Source organism: Paenibacillus sp. FW126-R14 (assembly GCF_058789495.1).
Genome location: NZ_JBYTBS010000029.1, coordinates 53,523 through 70,360 on the forward strand (window position 1 = coordinate 53,523; position 16,838 = coordinate 70,360).

A 16,838-nucleotide genomic window follows, 5' to 3' on the forward strand; every position below is an offset into this window, starting at 1 on the left:
GGCCTCCTTACTTTTTGAGGATAGACGCGTCATTGAACAGCGGATAACCTAATGAATCAAATTTGATGCCACTCACATTTTTCGAGGCTGCTACGGTGTAGGGGAAAATGTAAACAGGAATAATGACCGCATTGTCAATGATATAACGCTGTACATTCTTGTAAATTTCCTTGCGCTTCCCTTCATCCGCTTCTACAGCTCCTTGTTCAAGCAGTTTATCAAGAGCCGCATCCGATAAATGGGAGAGTGACGGACGAGCATTCGGCGCCGTTGTGTGGTAGAACGAATTTAAGGCAACCGGGTCTGAATTCACCTGGCTGTTGCCATAGAGATCGTAGGCTTGGGCCGTATAAATAACACTCTGAACATCTTTGGTTATTTCGACTTCTACGGCGACTCCGACTTTCTTAAGCTGCTGCTGGACGATGGCGGCAATATCGTTGCGCTTTTCCCGATTCGGCGAACCGTCTACATAATGCAGCGTCAGCTTTTTCCCGTCTTTCTCGCGTATCCCGTCTGCTCCTTTAACCCAGCCCAATTCATCAAATAAACGATTTGCCTTGTCAAGATCGGGTTTAACCTTATTTTCAAGGGAAGCATCGTAACCGAAAATCGTTGGTGTCAAAGGCGACCATGCGCGTTGATAGGTGCCCAAATATAGCGTCTTGACAATAGCATCGACGTCAATTGCAGATTGTACGGCCTGGCGCGCCTTCACATCATTCCAAGGAACTCTGCTTTGATTAAAAAAGAGCGTATACGGCAAGCCGCTTGTGTTTACTTGCAGAAGCTGAAGCTTGGCATCGTTTTTCAGCGCCACGGCATTTTGCGGAGGGATGGTTTCTGCCGCCGTCACTTGACCGCTCTGCACGCTGCCGAGCCGGGTTGCTTCTTCAGGAATAATTTTGAATGTGATCGCATCCAAATACGCTTTGCCTTTATTTTCAACCAGCGAAGGGGCCCAATTATAATCTGGATTTCGCTCGACTTTGATTTCGGAATTGTCTTCCCATTTAACGAATTTGAAGGGCCCTGTACCGACCGGATTTCTGCCGAATTGATCGCCGTATTTCTTAGCGGCTGTAGGCGATACGATCCCCAGCATCGCTTGACTCAAATTGCCCAGAAAAGCGACCGATGGCGACTCCAGATTCAGCTTGATCGTATATTCGTCAATCACTTCCGAAGATTTGTATGGCTTAAGCAGTGCGGAAGCATTAGCTGCTTTCGTGGCTGGATCAAGAATACGATCGTAGCTGTATTTCACGGCTTCCGCATTAAACGGCGTCCCGTCTTGGAATTTCACATCCTTGCGCAGCTTGAACGTGTAGCTTTTACCATCCGGCGAAATCGACCATTCCGTTGCCAGCCAAGGTTTAATCGTGTTGTCCGGCAGCTGCACAACCAGATTGTCATAGATCGTCCGGAATACTCTGACGGCAACGGCCAACCCGCTGCGGTGCGGATCAAGCGAATCCGGCGAGGTTGCCAGCGCATAGGAGATTTCACCGCCGCTTACTGCCTGCCCGTTCGCTGAAGCATTAGCGGAGCTTGCCGGCGATGCCGATTTGTTTTCGCCGCCGGCTCCTCCGCACGCGGATAAAACCGTAACGGCAGCTGCCAGCAGCAGCGTGATGGGGATAAAACGTAATTTCTTCATTAATGAGCACACTCCAATGTCAAATAAATAAATCAAGCTGACCAAACACTGCTTGCAATCTCCCGTCGAAGCACTGGGGCAACTTCTTCGGCAAACCATGCCATCTGCTCCCGTTGTTCAGCTTCCGTCAAGCCGTCCACACTGATCGACATGACCTGGTGGCCGTAAGCGGCCTGATAGGTCAATATTTTCTCGATAACACGCTCAGGACTGCCCACGAGCAGCGGCCCGTTTGCTAAGTTATCCTCCAAACTGGTAAAAGGCGATTGGTTATGTTTCGCTGAATCCGTGGAATGAAAAGCCTCATAATACGGGCGAAAGCGCCGAATCGCTTCCTCAGTCGTTTTCGCCAAATATAATGTGCCTGCTCCCGCTCCAACCGTAGCACGCCTAGGATCATGTCCGTAATAAGCCCATCTCTCACGGTAGTGATCGATCAACGCCTTGTACTTCGGTAACGGATGAAACGTATTGGAGGAAAAAATCGGTTCCCCATATTTGGCGGCAAGCTCCGTGGAGAGCGGCGATGAGGCGCTGCCGTGCCAGATCGGAATCGACGCTTGAAGCGGTCTTGGCACAACGGTAACGCCCTGCAAAGGGGGACGATACTTGCCTTCCCAATTGACATTCTCTTCGCTCCATATTCGTTTGAGCAGGGCATACCTTTCAGCAAGCGAATCCCACTGCTCTTCTTCTTTGATGCCAAATAGCGGATAATGCCTCGGGTCATTGCCTTTGCCGATAATCAGTTCCAGACGTCCTCCCGAAAGGTGATCCAACGTCGCATAGTCTTCGGCAACACGAACTGGATCCAGAACGCTGAGCACCGCAACCGTTGTCAGCAGACGAATGCGCGAAGTATGCGCAGCAATCGCTGTCAGGAGCACGGCCGGTGAGGAAGAAAGAAACGGAGGCCCATGTCTTTCCCCGATACCGTAGGCGTCAAATCCGAGCTTTTCGGCGTAAATCGCCTGCTGGAGTATGTTCTGAAACTTCTCTTGCGTTGTCAGCGTTTCACCGGTAACCGCATTGCGGATATTCATCACTAAGCTAAATAAAGCGAATTTCATAACCCTCCTCCTTGGTGCTTACGAATTCTCTGAGCGTGCAGCTGAGGGTTCACAATTTTACGCAGCAAATACATCGTGCCGTCGCCATTGCCCCGGTCAATGGCATCGATGCGCTCGTAACCTTTTCGTTCGTACATATCCAGCAGCCATGGATGCTTCTCTGCTGTGGCAAGTGTGACAGCCGACACGCCGAGCTCATCGCGAATGACGGCTTCCTCTACCCAAGTCAGCAGCTTAGTGCCAAGCCCGCCGCCTTGCGCATCGGGATGGACCGCAAACCATTTGAGAAACGGATACTCACTGCTCCACTTGTTGGCGCCATCTTTGGATAAGGTTAGCGTAGCGGCAATCTGTCCGTCTTTTTCCAGAACATAGCAGGCATTCTTAACGATATTTTCTTCGACTAATGCCAAATCGGCATGCGCTGCGGGCCATTGCAGCTTCAGCTCGCGTATCGTGATATACGCATCGTAGACGATCTCCACAAGCCGCCCGGCATCCTCGGGTTGAGCAAGACGATAAACTTCGCTCATGAAGAGCTCACCTCATGCTCATTTGCGGTAGCAAAAAAATGCTTAATCCGTTCTATTTGGTTTAAATGGGTATTCACATGCTTTGTAAAGCCCTGAATAATGTTTGTTACGCTGACTGTGTCGCCTTTAGCATTTATGCCGGACTTTTGCCATTCCTCATCGTTAAGACGATAAAATAATAAGCCGTTATACTGGAGCAATTGATTAAATATCGCCAAAATATCGGCTGCATCACCGTCATTAGCCCTTTGCCCGCTAACCCAGGCGTCCTGGTTAAAAGCAGGCAGCCGGACCGTCGTCCCCGCCAAAATATCGCGAATTCGGAATGAAATCACAAGGCTATGATCCGCAAGGTGGGCCAAAACCTCTGTCACGCTCCAAGAAGCAGGAGCCTTCTTCCAAATGAGTTGTTCCCTAGTCAGTCCTTCCACAGCCTGAAGCAATTGGTTATGCGTAGCCAAATAGGCTTGAATGTCTTGTTGACTCATCTCGTATCCTCCTTATAATGAATAGTTCAAATGCTGCGAGTGCTAGACGGCCGCTTCCAGACTGTTCAAAGCTTCTGCCAGACGCTCATAAGAACGGACTCTTTCTGCGAAATCCTCGATTCTAGTCGTAACGATGAACTCCTCCACGCCTGTAAGCCGCTGTAAATCTAACAGCTGTTCACGAACTGTCTCTTTAGAGCCTCGGGTAACTTCCGCCTTCTTCTCCTCAATTGTGTATGGCTCATTGGCCTGCCTGCCGAATTCCTCGGCCTGCTCTAAGGTACCTACGGTCGCTTTTTTGCCACTGGCCAAATACACCTTGTAGTGCTTCTGTTCGACAGCAAGCGCATGCGCTGCCTGATCCGTGTCTGCCACGATAACGGACAAGGCAAGTATTGCCTGTGGCGGTCGATTCGAAGCATGTTGAAAGTTGGACCTGTATACCTGTATGGCATCAATAGCGGCTGAGCGGTCCCCGTTAATCGCTAACGAAAAAACGTAAGGAAGACCTAACCCGGCAGCAAGCTGTGCGCTGTCGGTACTGGCTCCAAGCAAATAAATGTCAGCCGGAATGCCCGCTTTCGGCGATGCTTGAACGCCGTACAACGGATGATCCTCCGGAACTTGGTTATTCACATATGCCTTAAGCTCTGTGAGCTTCTCCGTCAGTGTCTGAGGCGCTGCGATTCCTTGCTGCAGCGCCTGTGTGCTGCGAGGCAGCCCGCCCGGCGCTCTCCCAACCCCCAAGTCGACCCTTCCAGGCGCCAGCGAAGCCAGCACGTTGAAATTCTCAGCGACTTTATAGGGGCTGTAGTGCTGCAGCATGATGCCGCCTGATCCGATGCGAATTCGCTCTGTCTTAGCTAGCAAGTGCGAGATAAGAACTTCCGGCGAGGAGCCTGCGAGAAATTCCGAATCATGATGCTCGGACACCCAAAATCGGTGAAAGCCGAGCTCCTCAGCTTTTTGGGCTAACCGAATGGTTTGGGCAAACGCCTCAGACGCTGAACTCCCGGGGGAGATCGGACTTTGATCCAAAATGCCAATTGAAATCGTCATAAGGTTGCCTCCCTAGATGGAATATGAAAGCTCATTGACCAAGTGACCGCATCTAAACATATAATTCCTATATAAATACTAAGAATTAATTCTGATCTAACCTTAGCATCCTCTATAAGCTCTCGTCTAATAGAGTTCTTCTATACATCGATTCAACAAATCAATATACCCTCTGCGAATTCCCGGGATTTTGCTTAAACGACACCGCTGCGGTTGTATACATTCAAACGTTTTTCCAATAAAGTGGAGATGTTTTCGGCGATAATGGTCAAAATCCAGTAAATAACAGCCGCAGCGATGTAGGCCTCAAGGTATTTCCAATTCCTCATCGCGACGATGTGCGCTGTGCCGTTCAGCTCCTGCAGCGATATCATAAAAGCAAGCGAAGAGCCATGCAGCAAGCCGATGAATTTGCTCAGTAAATTCGGCAGGCTTACGTGCAGCGCTTGCGGAATGACAATACGCCTCATTCCCTGCCAGGTCGTCATGCCAACCGAATAGCCTGCTTCGAGCTGCCCTTTGGAGACGGACAAAATGCCCGAGCGGATCGTTTCCGACATGTATGCGCCGATATTCAACGTGAACGCCACGAAAATGAACAGGATTAGCGGGATCACGCTGGAACGCACACTCCAGCCATATCGCACTGCAACGGAATCAAAAATCATCGGAATGGCAAAATAAACAAGCATAATATGGAGCAAAAGCGGCGTTCCTCGAAAGAAGGAAACGTAAAATTGCGCGACGCGGTGAAGATATTTGATTCTGTACATTCGAATAAAAGCGATAAGCACACCGACAATGAACCCCGAGAATAGGGGAACGATTGAGATAACGAGCGTTAACGGCAGCACCTTCAACATAGCTCTAAAGGCTTCCAACATAAACTGAAAATCGATGTGAATGGCTGTTTCCTCCTTTCCTTCTAGTTGATATCCGTGACTGCCTGTTCAAAACGCAGTACCCTGCGCTCGAAACGATGATACATGTATTCCAATAAAAGCACCACGGCATAGTAAATAATGGACAAGGCAATCCAAATTTCAAGGAAATGATAAGTCGTCCCGAGCATTTCGGCTCGTCCCACCACATCCATCACTCCCAGCGTATAGGCAAGCGAGGTATCCTTGAGTGTGCCGATCGTCAGATTGGCCACATTCGGCAGCGCTACTTTCCACGCCTGGGGCAGAACGATTCGTGACAGCACGGCATAGCCGCTCATGCCGATCGAATAGCCGGCTTCCGCCTGGCCACGGTCTACGGCGTTTACCGAAGACCGGACAATTTCAGAGAAATAGGCTGCGAAATGGAGCGCATAGGTGAGAATGACAAAAACTAACGGCTGGACATCGCTCACATCGATTCCGACTGCTTTAAGCAGTTCCGGCACGCCGTAATAGACGAGAAATAGCTGAATCAGGATAGGCGTGCCTCTTGTATAGGAAATATAAATAATAACGAGCCGGTTAAGCAGTGGAATCCGGTACAGCCTTGGCAGTGCGATGACTAACCCCAGCAGTAAGCCCAATACAACGGAAGCCAGCACAATGAACAACGTGATGTGCAGGTAAGACAGCAGCTTAGGCAAGTACACCCAAATCAGTGAGAAATCAAAAGGTTTTCCCATTATTGTGTCACTGTAAAATCTTCTCCTAACCATTTTTTGCTGAGGCTTGCCAGCGTTCCGTCTTTTTTAATTGCTTTTATAGCCTCATCGATTTTGCTTTTCAGTTCTGTTTCATCTTTACGCAGTACATAGTAAATTTTGGATGTGTAAAGTACGGGTCCCACGACTTTTTGCTGCGCATCCGCGTCTCTATTGCGTCCTGCGACTTGGAACGGCGTCGATATCGTTGCGTCTACACGCCCTGTTTTAATCTGGTTAATCACATCATTCGTTCCCCCGCTGCCGGAAAAGACAAGATCGAAAGGGTTTCCTTTGCTTTTATTGTAATCCTGCAGCCAGACGGCGCCATTGCTTCCCGGAGAGGTGATGACCTTCTTACCTTTAAGATCTTCAATCGAATTCACGGTATTGTTGTCTTTGTTCACGACGACTTTGCTCGGCCATATGTTGTAGGCTTCGTCGTTAAACAGAAATTTGGCTTGCCGTTCGCTGTTCACTTCATATTGATTAACCGCCAGATCGATCTTACCGGCTTCCAAACTCAGGAGAATATTGGCGAATTCCATCGTTTTAAATTCGAACTCATAGTCAGGCAGACGCTTATCAATTTCCTTCGTCAATTCGATATCATAGCCGGTTAAGTTTCCCTTATCGTCAAGGAAAGTCACGTCCTTAAATGTACCGCTCGTTCCGACTACGATTTTCTTCACCTTCTGTGGCGCTGCAGCAGCCGGTGACACTGCCGGAGAAGCTCCGCCCGATGCCGTTGCCGGGGAGATTGTTTTTTCTGCCTTTGCTCCGCAACCTGCGAGCAGCAATGCGGAAGCTAGTATAACGGTGGTCGATTTTAATAATTTCATAGATACATCCTCCTGTTTATTCGAGATAATTGCTCTGTAGCGTCAATCGGTAGGCTTCAACCACCGTTGTCTGGTCAGCTGCGAAGAAATCGTACCGGGGCTCGCGTTCGAATCCCAGTCCGAGATAAAGCCGCACAGCATCTGGCATTCGGTTCGATGTGTGCAAGCCAAGATAAGAAAACCCTTCTTGCTTGGCACGCCGGACACATTCTGCAATCAGCGAGGTAGCGATGCCCTTGCTTCTGGCAGAAGGATGTACGCCGAGGAGACGGATTTCCGGATACGGAATTGTCTCGCTCAGCTTCTCATACAAACCCTTTTGAGGCGGATATAGAAGCGCCGCCCCTACGAGCGTTTCATCCTGCTCAGCGACAAGACGCCAGATATCCTCCGTGCGCCCCCACTGCGCCTTGATATTGCTTATGTATTGCTCCCAGAAAGCGGGACCAAAGCCCGGCTCATACTGACGGTATGCCTCGATCGTCAAGGCGACAGCCTTCTCCCATTCTTCCTCTCTGGCATCTCTTACGCATACATCGGTCGCGGTTGACATGCTAGTTCCCCCTCACCGCTTCGGACTGCCGAATGTAACGGTTCACAGGTACATGCAACCCAAGATTGCCCCGCAGCGTGCTGCTTTCATATTCCTTGCGGAATATTCCGCGTTCCTGCAGAATAGGCACGACCAAATCAACAAAATCCGCGAGTCCGTTCGGTACGACCGTTCGAATGTTAAAGCCATCCGCTGCCCCTCCCTCGAACCATTGCTGGATCAGGTCAGCCACCTTCTCCGGCGTTCCGATGAAGTTGCTTCTCGGCGTAGATGCCCGCAGCGCAACCTGTCGAAGCGTGAGCCCCTGTTCCTTGGCTTCCTGCTTAATCCGGTCTGTCGTACTGCGGAAGCTGTTGCTGCCGAAGTCGCCAAGCTCCGGAAAGGGCTCATCCAAGACATGCTGCGAGAAGTCATAATGCTCAAAATAACGCCCCAAATAATTCAGTGCCTGCTCGATAGTGACAAGTTCGGCAATTTCCTGATATTTGCGCTCCGCTTCCGCTTCAGTTCTGCCGACAATCGGGCCAATGCCCGGGAAAATCAATATCTCATCCGGTTGACGACCGTAAGCGGCAGCTCTGCTTTTTACATCCTGATAAAAAGCTCGCGCTTGCTCGAACGTCTCGTGCCCCGTATATATGGCGTCTGCCGATTTGGCAGCAAGCTCTTTGCCGGAGTCCGAGGAGCCCGCTTGAAACACGACCGGGTACCCTTGCTTGGAACGCGCAACATTGAGCGGCCCCTGCACAGCAAAGTGTTTGCCCTTATGGTGCAGCGTGTGAAGCTTGGCGGAATCGAAGAATACACCGCTGCTCTTGTCTCGGACAAAAGCATCGTCCTCCCACGAGTCCCATAGCCCTTTTACAACCTCAAGATGTTCCTCGGCAATCTCGTAACGCAGCGAATGATGCGGATGCTCGCCTTTGCCGAAGTTAAGTGCCGAGCCTTCCAAAGGTGATGTCACGACGTTCCAGCCTGCTCTTCCTCCGCTGAGATGATCGATAGAAGCAAACTGTCTGGCAACTGTGAATGGCTCGCTATAAGAAGTAGATAAAGTTGCAACCAGACCGATATGGGTCGTAGCATCGCTTAAGGCTGACAGCAGTGTTAGCGGCTCAAAGCGGTTTAGAAAATGAGGATTGGACTTTTCATTAATAAACAAGCCGTCTGCAATAAACAATAGATCGAATTTTCCCTGTTCAGCTTTACGAGCCTGTTCTTTGTAGAATGCTAAATTGACGCTCGCATCGGTTGGCACTTCGGGATGCCTCCAGAAGGATATGCTGTTTCCTACCCCGTTTAAATTAGCTCCCAGCTTTAATTGTCTTTTTGCCATCTTAGTCACTCCCCATTAACCGTTAATACCAATAGGTATAATCGGATTTAATTTCATAGGATTACTATATCTCAACAGTTGGTCACAGTGTATATCGCATTCTTCTATTCATCTATAAAAAAGTTCTATTAGAGAAAAGACCCGCCTGCACGTCAGCTTCAATTTCAAAAAAATAAAAAAACATCGCCAAAATCGCGATGTCATTGCTAATTATAATTGTAAAGCCTTTTCGAGCGCTCCAGTTGCGCCAAAACCATCATGGTAATCAAGCTTCTTTCCCTTTTTTTCCGCAAGTTCCCGCACGGCCCACATTGAAGTATGTTTAATCGCCCCTTTTAAGATGATAATCACATCTGCATGATTAATAATTCGTTGAAAATGGCTTTCGATCGAGCCGCCCCCCGTTTTACCACTATGATGCTCTACAATTAAACCTCTCTTCTCACCTAGCTTTTTAAAAGTATTCGTTTGACTTCCGCCAATAATCGCAACCGTCTTCATTATCGATTCCTCCATTCAATATGAGTCTTTGTTTAACCATTCCGCAATCCGTTATACCTATCCTAACTCATTATACGACAATGTCAATATGTTTAGTCGGAATTATTTTGAAATGATTCAAGCACCTTCATCGTCAAGGCGGCTCCAATCAATGTAAGGCCCGTAACGAGAAATACGAATTGAATTCCAATCCATCCTCCGAGTACACCGCCAAGCAAAGGTCCCACCACAATGCCAAATTGGTTCGACGATTGGTTTAAAGCGATTGCCCTTCCACGAAAATCAGCCTCCGTATACTTGACGACAAGTGAATTCAATGCGGGATAAACGGCGGCAAAAAACAGCCCATAACTGAAACGCAGTATGCCAAAGCCGACAAGCTGATGAACACCGAGCTGAAGCAAATTGCCAATGCCTCCGCCTAATAGCCCTATGAACAGTATTTTGTCATAACCGATACGCCCTCCGATAATTCCCCAGCGGGGCCCAATAATGACTGTAGCTACGCCCACTGCCGAGAATACAATACCCGAGCTGAGTGTAGCATTGTTAACACTTCCGCCGATTTGAACCACATAGATCGTCAGCAGCGGCTCCAAAATCATGACCGAAGTTGAGACTAATAAGGTTAGTCCGAATATCCTCATCAAACGTGTGTTGCCAAGTGCTTGTTTAAGATCGCCGATAACACTTGGACGTCTTCCCGTATGCCGTACATGATCCTCTCTTACCCCTATCAGAACGATGAAAGCGGAAATTAGCGTAATAAGGCCAGAGGCAAGGAAGCACGCCCGTAAACCCATCCAATGGCTAAATACGCCTCCTGCGAGCGGCCCAAGAATTCCCCCGGCAGCAGTTGACGTCGAGATGACGCCCAGCGCGTAACCGACATGTTTCTCCGGTGTATTCGTGCCAACCAAAGCGATTGATGCAGGACTAAAACCCGCCATAAGTCCTTGAAAGATCCTAGCAAGAATGAAACTGTACGGGTCATGAACGAAGTAGTTAGCGAAATGTGCCAAAGCTAAGCCTACGCCGGAACGAATGAGCATAGGTTTCTTGCCATATTTATCCGCCAGCGCCCCCCAAAAGGGCGCACACACCCCACTAATCAGAAAGCTGATCGATATGGAAAAGCCCGACCAAACTTCCAAACCTTTCTGAATTCCTAGATCATCCTGCAAAAAAATAGGAAAAAAGGGAACCGAAAGAGTGTACGCCATGTGGTTAAAAAATAAGCCCAGCCATAACATAGACAGATTGCGTTTCCAATAATGTTCCATGCTGCCACCGCTTTTCTCTTACTTCCTCAATCTCTTCGATATCCAATTTCCTAATGATTGAACGATCTGAACGATGATAACAAGCAAAAGCACGGAAGTGTACATCACATCCGGTTCCCAACGCTGATATCCGAACCTTATCGCTACATCCCCTAAGCCTCCTGCTCCCATTACGCCGGCCATTGCGGATGCCCCAACCAACCCGATCGTAGCAATTGCAAGTCCGAGTATCAAAGATGGCCGTGCCTCTCTTAAAATTACCCGGGTAATGATCTGCCGCTTGGAAGCGCCCATAGCCTGATAAGCCTCAATGACACCGGGGTCGACCTCCAGCAGTGCCGTTTCCAATAAACGCGAGATATAAGGTGCGGTGTAAAAAACAAGAGGCACAATAGCTCCTTTCACGCCAATGGTCGTGCCAACGAGCCATTTCGTTAAGGGAATAATAGCAACCATGATGATGATAAAGGGTATAGAACGAATGACATTAATGATAGCATTCAAAATATGATACACAGCCGGGTTTGCATAAAGGTGACCAGGTCGAAGCACCACAAGCAGCACGCCTAATAATAATCCGATCAAGCTTGAAAAAACGAACGAATAACCGACCATGACAGCTGTTTCATTGAGCGATTTCACATAGAGATCCGCATCTTCGATTAATTTATTCAACAATTTGGATCACCTCAATCCTCAAACTCTGCTCCTTTAGATAGCGTATGCCATTCTCAATAAGTATCGGATCCCCGGTTACATGTAAAACAAGCGTACCGAAGATACTCTCCTTGATTTGGGTGATATTCCCATAAATGATGCTGGGCCGCAGGCCGAATTGTGCCGTTAAGTCTGCCAGCACAGGCTCAGTGACAGAATTGCCAATAAACGAAGCCCGGATTAATTGGCCTGTTTCCTCCGAATTTTGTAATTGAGACAACAGCAATTTCGGAATTTCCGTGTCAAAAACGCTTTGGATAAACTTGCGTGATATATCGCTTTGAGGCGCGTAAAACAGATCGATAACCGAACCTTGCTCGACAATGCGGCCATTTTCCATAACAGCAACCCGATCGCATATTTTTTTGATGACATGCATTTCATGTGTGATAAGGACAATCGTAATCTCGTATTTACGGTTAATGTCTATAAGCAAATCCAGGATCGATTCGGTAGTTTGAGGATCCAATGCCGAGGTTGCCTCATCGCATAGCAAAATCTCCGGATCGTTCGCCAGCGCTCTCGCAATGGCAACACGCTGCTTTTGCCCTCCCGAAAGCTGACGCGGATAAGACTTTTCCTTATCCTGAATTCCAACTAATTCAAGCAGCTCTCTTACCTTGGCATCTATCTTCTTTTTTGGAACCTTGGCCAACTGTAGTGGGGCGGCTACGTTCTGATACACAGTCCCTGAAGATAGCAGGTTAAAATGCTGAAAGATCATCCCTATCTTTCTTCTCATCATCCTGAGACCATTCTCGTTTAATTCCGACATCTCCACGCCGTTGATCTTGATACTGCCTGAAGTTGGCTTTTCCAAATAATTGATGCAGCGCAAGAGCGAGCTTTTGCCAGCCCCACTGTAGCCGATCACACCGAATATTTCACCTTTGCGAATTCGAATATTGGCATCTCTAACCGCTTCTATCCGAACTCCTTTTTGTTCAAAGGTTTTACTGACATCCCTTAACTCAATCAACATGCACTTCTCCTCTCCGCACAGCTATAAAGCAAAAGGCCCCTTTCGATTGGAAAGAGACCTCTGTTTTTCCATCTAGCGAACTATTTACCAAGAGGGCACTATGTAACTGCCGTACTTGTCTTCAACAAGCTTCTTCACTTCATCAGAATGATAAGCTTTAACTAATCGTTGAAATACCGGTTTATCTTTATCGGCTGTGCGCACAGCTATCAGATTTACCCATGGTGAGTCTTTAGGTTCGATAAAAATCGCATCCTTGGTAGGTACAAACCCATTATCCACGGCATAGTTCGTATTAATTACCGCTGCTGTAAGATCCGGTAGAGCTTTCGGGATAAAAGGAGCTTCCAATTCCTTGAATTTAAGCTTCTTAGGATTTTCTACGATATCGCGTACTGTAGCTTTAACGCCTACGCCTTCCTTCAGCTTGATCAAACCTGCTCGTTCAAATAAAATCAATGCTCTTGCCCCGTTGGACGGATCATTCGGCAGTCCAAGCTCATCGCCTTCTTTAATCTCCGAAACGTTTTTAATTTTCTTCGAATACAGCCCTATCGGGAAATTTAACGTATTCGCCAGTTTAACGATATCCAGCTTGTTATCTGCCTTGAATTGGTTGAGGTAAGGCTCATGTTGGAAAGCATTCGCATCCAATTGGCCGTCCGCCAACACTTTATTCGGCTGAACGTAATCGTTGAACGTAACAATTTCGATTTCCAGGTTATCTTTCGCCGCTACTTCTTTAACCTTCTTCCAAATTTCTTCCTCCACGCCTGCGGAAATGCCGACTTTCAATTTCGCTTTCTCATTTGCCGGACCAGCTGAAGGCGAAGGCGCAGATGCCGTACTCGCCGCAGCTGCAGCTGCTGCTGTGCTTGCAGCAGGTTTCGTATCCGACGGTTTTGCGCATCCGGTTACCGCCAATAAGAAAATCATTGATAAAATAGATAATAAATACGACTTTTTCATACCTTTCCCCACTCCCATAATCTCTAATGTTTTTGCCATTCGACGCATCTATTACTCCACCGGGCCTCGCAATGATGTGAACGAAAAAAAGCATGGATTCAGCCTCCATGCTTCCGGTTTTCCGGTCAGTAATAGATATTATTATATTCCTATAAACTTACTTGGTATTTGTATCATAGCATCATAACCCAAACTCTGTCAACAACGAGTCTCCATCCTCAACATACACAAAGGGATGCTCGCGGCAAAATTCAAAAATCGTACAAAACTTACTGATTCTCAAGCAAACTAATAAGCTATAATAGATTCCAACAAAATAACATACTATGTAGTTTTTTAGGAGCGAATATGATTTATCTAACTGAGACATTTTTATACGTTTGTTTCTGTATCCTTGTCGGTGAGCAAGTTTTGAACCTGGTTCCTTCGAGTAAGCGGCCACGCATTAAAGTGCCCAACTGGTTGATTATTTTATGTATCAGCGGAATTGCCATCCTATCCTTTGCCCCGGTATTTAGAATAATTGACTTTTTCTCAAAAGACTTTGGAGAAAGTTATTGGGTGATAGGTAAAGGTGTTCTTCTTGATTTTAAACTGGGCCATGCATGGTTATATACGTTTTTTTTCTCCATTGCCTTAATATTTATTCGAGTTCTGCGCGGGTCCAGAAAAGAGCCTCTTATTGATATGATAAGCATTATTTTCACAATTGGTTTGATTGGTGCTTTCGGGTGGGCTAGCCACTGTGCTTCTAATTATGCGATGAAGGGTTTTATGACGCATAGCTCACACTTCCTTGCTGTCTCGGTCTGGATCGGCGTACTCTTTGTGGTAACTTGGTTCTCAAAAGATCATGAACACTGGGAATCCTTTTACAAATGGTTTGGCCCTGTTGCTTTAGTTTGTGCATCCGTTACGATTGCAGCAGGACTTATTCTGATGACATTGATTGTTCCTGAATACTTGAACTCCTGGATGATAACATATGGGCAAACCCTGTTAATTAAACATGTATTGATTGTTCCCCTTTTAGTTATCGCCTTTATGAATGGGTTTCTTACGAAGCGGAAATTCAGAGCTAACCCGAAATATAACCCCAAACCTTGGCTGAGGGTTGAGAGTATTTCAGCCATTCTTGTGCTTGCCGCTACCTCAGTAATGGGGCAACAGAACCCTCCTCATGAAATAAGTATTGAAAATACATTGAAATTAACACAACCATCGCGTTTATTTACGCTTTTTAACCCAATCCCCGTTGATAATATCGTTAAAATTGGGATCAACTTATGGAGTGCAGCCCTGCTGCTTCTAGCACTCCTGCTAATTATCACTATGCTCTTCGTATTTATTAAAAGACAAAGTGCATCGTTGATTGTTATCTGCCTGGGGATGGTACTTGCAGTCGTAACGTATGTCTCTGTGATGGTTAGTGTCACTTAGAATAAAAGGTTAAGGTTCTCCCCGACAAAGGGGTCCCTTAACCTTTATTAGGATACAGAAAGCATGAGAGCCATGTACCCGCAGACAACAAATAGCAATGTTCCGACGAAAGCTAACGTTTGTTTTTGCTTTTTCCAACCCCAAAATAAACCGGCGATCAAAGATAGGATTGCAATTGCAGCAAGTCCTGCACTAGCTAAGTTCGGGGCGATCTGCAGTTCCACCCCTTGGCTTGCATGATAGCCAGTCACCCACATAAATAAAGATGAAGGAGGTTCCTCATCAAGCAGCTCTTTAAGATCATCATGAGGTGGCGCTTGCTGCCCCATAAATGCTGTTACAGCCAACAATAGAATAACAACCATGCTTTCCGCCTTTAGCCAAGATAACGTTCCGGGCGTCCCTTTGCGCAGCAAAAACCCGTTAATACAGGCTAACGCGATAATCGGAACGATCAATAAATGTTTAATCAACATGGATTGACCGTAGGACGATATCCAGGAGTTCACATACTGTGGGGATAGTTTGCTCATTAGCAGCAAACCTGCACCAATGGTAACCACTACACATAAGACAGCCATCGGAGTAAACCACTTCAAGAATGCTCTCCAATTGCGGATTTCAATCGTACTCCATCCGATAACGATCATTACGCCAATCCAAACCATTGAAGCAATAAAATGTGCCGTATGTGCCGCAAATCCAGTCCATCCATAAATAGCAGCTGAGTGGCTCGCATATCCGAATGTCATTAACAAAATGCCTGTTAATACAGGAATTGCTGCTCTCTTGTATTTCATCAATTTGGAATTCTGCTTTAGGCCAAGAACGTAGATGATCAGCATTACAACAATGACTGTAAGGAACCAAGCTTTACCAACATTATAATCTCCTAGAACCGTGAAGGTGAGATAAGTAAGTTCGTAATCTAGAGCAGCTTTATAAAAGAGGATCAGTTTTATTATTTGGAACGATGATAATACAACAATCCCAAGCAATATCCATGTTAAAACATTATCAGATATGTGGTAGTTAGGCTTCTTATGCTCTGGAACAAGAGCGAGTACACTTACGCCTGTTAAAATAGCGAAGCAGATGTAGAGTAGAGCCTCCGAAAGAACATATATCAATTACTTTTTCCTCCTAGTGATCGACAAAACTACAAGAAATACAACCAGGATGGCTGCAACGATAATCCAGTTCCAGTGGTTCTTTGAAGCTGCCGCTTCAGTTGGTGTTTGGGACTCCGAAACCTTATCGACCACGGGTGTGCTTGAAGGCACTGGTGAAGGCGCTACGGATGGAGACGGAGAAGGCGTAGGAGCAGCCGTTTCCTTAAGCTCAGAGGGCTTATCTGCTGCATTTCTAACGGTAAACGTATACTTCCCTTGAATCGGATGGCCGTCCTCGCCAACAATTGTCCATTGTACCTCATAGCTGCCGTTAGAGAGCGGTTGACTCAATTTCCCTGTCATAATCTTATCTTTGAGGGAAACATTAGCCTGAATCTCTTGTTTATTACTATCAAACAATTTAAACGTACTTAGGTTCTCTAGTTTACCTTCAAATGTTAACGTAATCTCCTGTAGAGCTTCCGTAACTTCCGCTCCGGCTTTAGGATTGGAGCTTCCTAGTCCTGTATGTGCAAAGGCGGATATGGACAGAAACTTCGTTAGACAGAACAACAGAACGATAGTAATAATTGCTATTTTCGCAGATAGCTTATTTGCTTGAAGATTGATTAACATATTGTTTCCTCC

At 46.9% G+C, this 16,838-nt stretch carries 18 protein-coding genes; 1 reads left to right on the top strand and 17 read right to left on the bottom strand.

Features of this window, described 5'->3' with window-relative positions; genetic code table 11:
• Positions 1-7: 7 nt before the first annotated feature.
• The 15 genes from AC3WRW_RS18605 to AC3WRW_RS18675 all read right to left on the bottom strand — a co-directional run bounded on the left by AC3WRW_RS18605 (position 8) and on the right by AC3WRW_RS18675 (position 13,677).
• The gene (locus tag AC3WRW_RS18605) at positions 8-1,660 is read right to left on the bottom strand and encodes an ABC transporter substrate-binding protein (protein WP_492547798.1); all 1,653 of its coding nucleotides are present in this window, start codon (positions 1,658-1,660) and stop codon (positions 8-10) included.
• Between the two features lie 32 nt (positions 1,661-1,692).
• Positions 1,693-2,730 carry an LLM class flavin-dependent oxidoreductase gene (locus tag AC3WRW_RS18610; RefSeq protein ID WP_492547799.1) on the bottom strand — a complete coding sequence of 346 codons (1,038 nt, stop codon included), beginning with the start codon at positions 2,728-2,730 and terminating at the stop codon, positions 1,693-1,695.
• Positions 2,727-3,263 carry a GNAT family N-acetyltransferase gene (locus tag AC3WRW_RS18615; protein WP_492547800.1) on the bottom strand — a complete coding sequence of 179 codons (537 nt, stop codon included), beginning with the start codon at positions 3,261-3,263 and terminating at the stop codon, positions 2,727-2,729. Before AC3WRW_RS18615 ends, AC3WRW_RS18610 begins: the two co-directional genes overlap by 4 nt.
• Positions 3,260-3,751 carry a DinB family protein gene (locus AC3WRW_RS18620; protein WP_492547801.1) on the bottom strand — a complete coding sequence of 164 codons (492 nt, stop codon included), beginning with the start codon at positions 3,749-3,751 and terminating at the stop codon, positions 3,260-3,262. Before AC3WRW_RS18620 ends, AC3WRW_RS18615 begins: the two co-directional genes overlap by 4 nt.
• A gap of 42 nt (positions 3,752-3,793) precedes the next feature.
• A complete protein-coding gene (locus tag AC3WRW_RS18625; protein WP_492547802.1) occupies positions 3,794-4,810 on the bottom strand; it encodes an LLM class flavin-dependent oxidoreductase in 1,017 nt (338 codons plus the stop codon).
• A 194-nt stretch (positions 4,811-5,004) separates the two neighbouring features.
• On the bottom strand, positions 5,005-5,694 hold the full coding sequence (locus AC3WRW_RS18630; protein ID WP_492547803.1) for an amino acid ABC transporter permease: 690 nt from the start codon (positions 5,692-5,694) through the stop codon (positions 5,005-5,007).
• A 41-nt stretch (positions 5,695-5,735) separates the two neighbouring features.
• Positions 5,736-6,437: an amino acid ABC transporter permease gene (locus AC3WRW_RS18635; protein ID WP_492547804.1), complete on the bottom strand. Its 702-nt coding sequence runs from the start codon at positions 6,435-6,437 to the stop codon at positions 5,736-5,738.
• Positions 6,437-7,297, bottom strand: a complete 861-nt coding sequence (locus AC3WRW_RS18640) for a transporter substrate-binding domain-containing protein (protein WP_492547805.1) — start codon at positions 7,295-7,297, stop codon at positions 6,437-6,439. The genes AC3WRW_RS18635 and AC3WRW_RS18640 overlap by 1 nt, the downstream gene beginning before the upstream one ends.
• Before the next feature lie 16 nt (positions 7,298-7,313).
• Complete coding sequence (locus AC3WRW_RS18645) at positions 7,314-7,850, bottom strand: GNAT family N-acetyltransferase (protein WP_492547806.1); 537 nt, start codon at positions 7,848-7,850, stop codon at positions 7,314-7,316.
• A 1-nt stretch (position 7,851) separates the two neighbouring features.
• Positions 7,852-9,186: an LLM class flavin-dependent oxidoreductase gene (locus AC3WRW_RS18650; protein WP_492547807.1), complete on the bottom strand. Its 1,335-nt coding sequence runs from the start codon at positions 9,184-9,186 to the stop codon at positions 7,852-7,854.
• Between the two features lie 210 nt (positions 9,187-9,396).
• Positions 9,397-9,687, bottom strand: a complete 291-nt coding sequence (locus AC3WRW_RS18655) for a DUF2325 domain-containing protein (protein ID WP_492547808.1) — start codon at positions 9,685-9,687, stop codon at positions 9,397-9,399.
• Between the two features lie 92 nt (positions 9,688-9,779).
• Positions 9,780-10,970, bottom strand: coding sequence for an MFS transporter (locus AC3WRW_RS18660; protein WP_492547809.1), 1,191 nt, complete (start codon positions 10,968-10,970; stop codon positions 9,780-9,782).
• An 18-nt stretch (positions 10,971-10,988) separates the two neighbouring features.
• Positions 10,989-11,645, bottom strand: a complete 657-nt coding sequence (locus AC3WRW_RS18665) for a methionine ABC transporter permease (protein WP_492547810.1) — start codon at positions 11,643-11,645, stop codon at positions 10,989-10,991.
• A complete protein-coding gene (locus AC3WRW_RS18670) occupies positions 11,638-12,666 on the bottom strand; it encodes a methionine ABC transporter ATP-binding protein (protein ID WP_492547811.1) in 1,029 nt (342 codons plus the stop codon). Before AC3WRW_RS18670 ends, AC3WRW_RS18665 begins: the two co-directional genes overlap by 8 nt.
• A gap of 87 nt (positions 12,667-12,753) precedes the next feature.
• Positions 12,754-13,677 carry a MetQ/NlpA family ABC transporter substrate-binding protein gene (locus AC3WRW_RS18675; protein WP_492547812.1) on the bottom strand — a complete coding sequence of 308 codons (924 nt, stop codon included), beginning with the start codon at positions 13,675-13,677 and terminating at the stop codon, positions 12,754-12,756.
• Positions 13,678-13,986: 309 nt separating this feature from the next.
• On the opposite strand from AC3WRW_RS18675, the gene AC3WRW_RS18680 reads away from it, so the two are divergent.
• A complete protein-coding gene (locus AC3WRW_RS18680; RefSeq protein ID WP_492547813.1) occupies positions 13,987-15,078 on the top strand; it encodes a copper resistance D family protein in 1,092 nt (363 codons plus the stop codon).
• Between the two features lie 47 nt (positions 15,079-15,125).
• Here the strand turns inward: AC3WRW_RS18680 and AC3WRW_RS18685 are convergent, their stop codons facing one another.
• Positions 15,126-16,208 carry a copper resistance D family protein gene (locus AC3WRW_RS18685; RefSeq protein WP_492547814.1) on the bottom strand — a complete coding sequence of 361 codons (1,083 nt, stop codon included), beginning with the start codon at positions 16,206-16,208 and terminating at the stop codon, positions 15,126-15,128.
• Complete coding sequence (locus AC3WRW_RS18690) at positions 16,209-16,826, bottom strand: copper resistance CopC family protein (RefSeq protein WP_492547815.1); 618 nt, start codon at positions 16,824-16,826, stop codon at positions 16,209-16,211.
• Between the last annotated feature and the right edge of the window lie 12 nt (positions 16,827-16,838).

Bases quoted from the DNA above. Each gene is read 5' to 3' on its own strand.
- AC3WRW_RS18605 (WP_492547798.1), bottom strand. From the start codon at position 1,660: ATGAAGAAATTACGTTTTATCCCCATCACGCTGCTGCTGGCAGCTGCC.
- AC3WRW_RS18610 (WP_492547799.1), bottom strand. From the start codon at position 2,730: ATGAAATTCGCTTTATTTAGCTTAGTGATGAATATCCGCAATGCGGTT.
- AC3WRW_RS18615 (WP_492547800.1), bottom strand. From the start codon at position 3,263: ATGAGCGAAGTTTATCGTCTTGCTCAACCCGAGGATGCCGGGCGGCTT.
- AC3WRW_RS18620 (WP_492547801.1), bottom strand. From the start codon at position 3,751: ATGAGTCAACAAGACATTCAAGCCTATTTGGCTACGCATAACCAATTG.
- AC3WRW_RS18625 (WP_492547802.1), bottom strand. From the start codon at position 4,810: ATGACGATTTCAATTGGCATTTTGGATCAAAGTCCGATCTCCCCCGGG.
- AC3WRW_RS18630 (WP_492547803.1), bottom strand. From the start codon at position 5,694: ATGTTGGAAGCCTTTAGAGCTATGTTGAAGGTGCTGCCGTTAACGCTC.
- AC3WRW_RS18635 (WP_492547804.1), bottom strand. From the start codon at position 6,437: ATGGGAAAACCTTTTGATTTCTCACTGATTTGGGTGTACTTGCCTAAG.
- AC3WRW_RS18640 (WP_492547805.1), bottom strand. From the start codon at position 7,297: ATGAAATTATTAAAATCGACCACCGTTATACTAGCTTCCGCATTGCTG.
- AC3WRW_RS18645 (WP_492547806.1), bottom strand. From the start codon at position 7,850: ATGTCAACCGCGACCGATGTATGCGTAAGAGATGCCAGAGAGGAAGAA.
- AC3WRW_RS18650 (WP_492547807.1), bottom strand. From the start codon at position 9,186: ATGGCAAAAAGACAATTAAAGCTGGGAGCTAATTTAAACGGGGTAGGA.
- AC3WRW_RS18655 (WP_492547808.1), bottom strand. From the start codon at position 9,687: ATGAAGACGGTTGCGATTATTGGCGGAAGTCAAACGAATACTTTTAAA.
- AC3WRW_RS18660 (WP_492547809.1), bottom strand. From the start codon at position 10,970: ATGGAACATTATTGGAAACGCAATCTGTCTATGTTATGGCTGGGCTTA.
- AC3WRW_RS18675 (WP_492547812.1), bottom strand. From the start codon at position 13,677: ATGGCAAAAACATTAGAGATTATGGGAGTGGGGAAAGGTATGAAAAAG.
- AC3WRW_RS18680 (WP_492547813.1), top strand. From the start codon at position 13,987: ATGATTTATCTAACTGAGACATTTTTATACGTTTGTTTCTGTATCCTT.
- AC3WRW_RS18690 (WP_492547815.1), bottom strand. From the start codon at position 16,826: ATGTTAATCAATCTTCAAGCAAATAAGCTATCTGCGAAAATAGCAATT.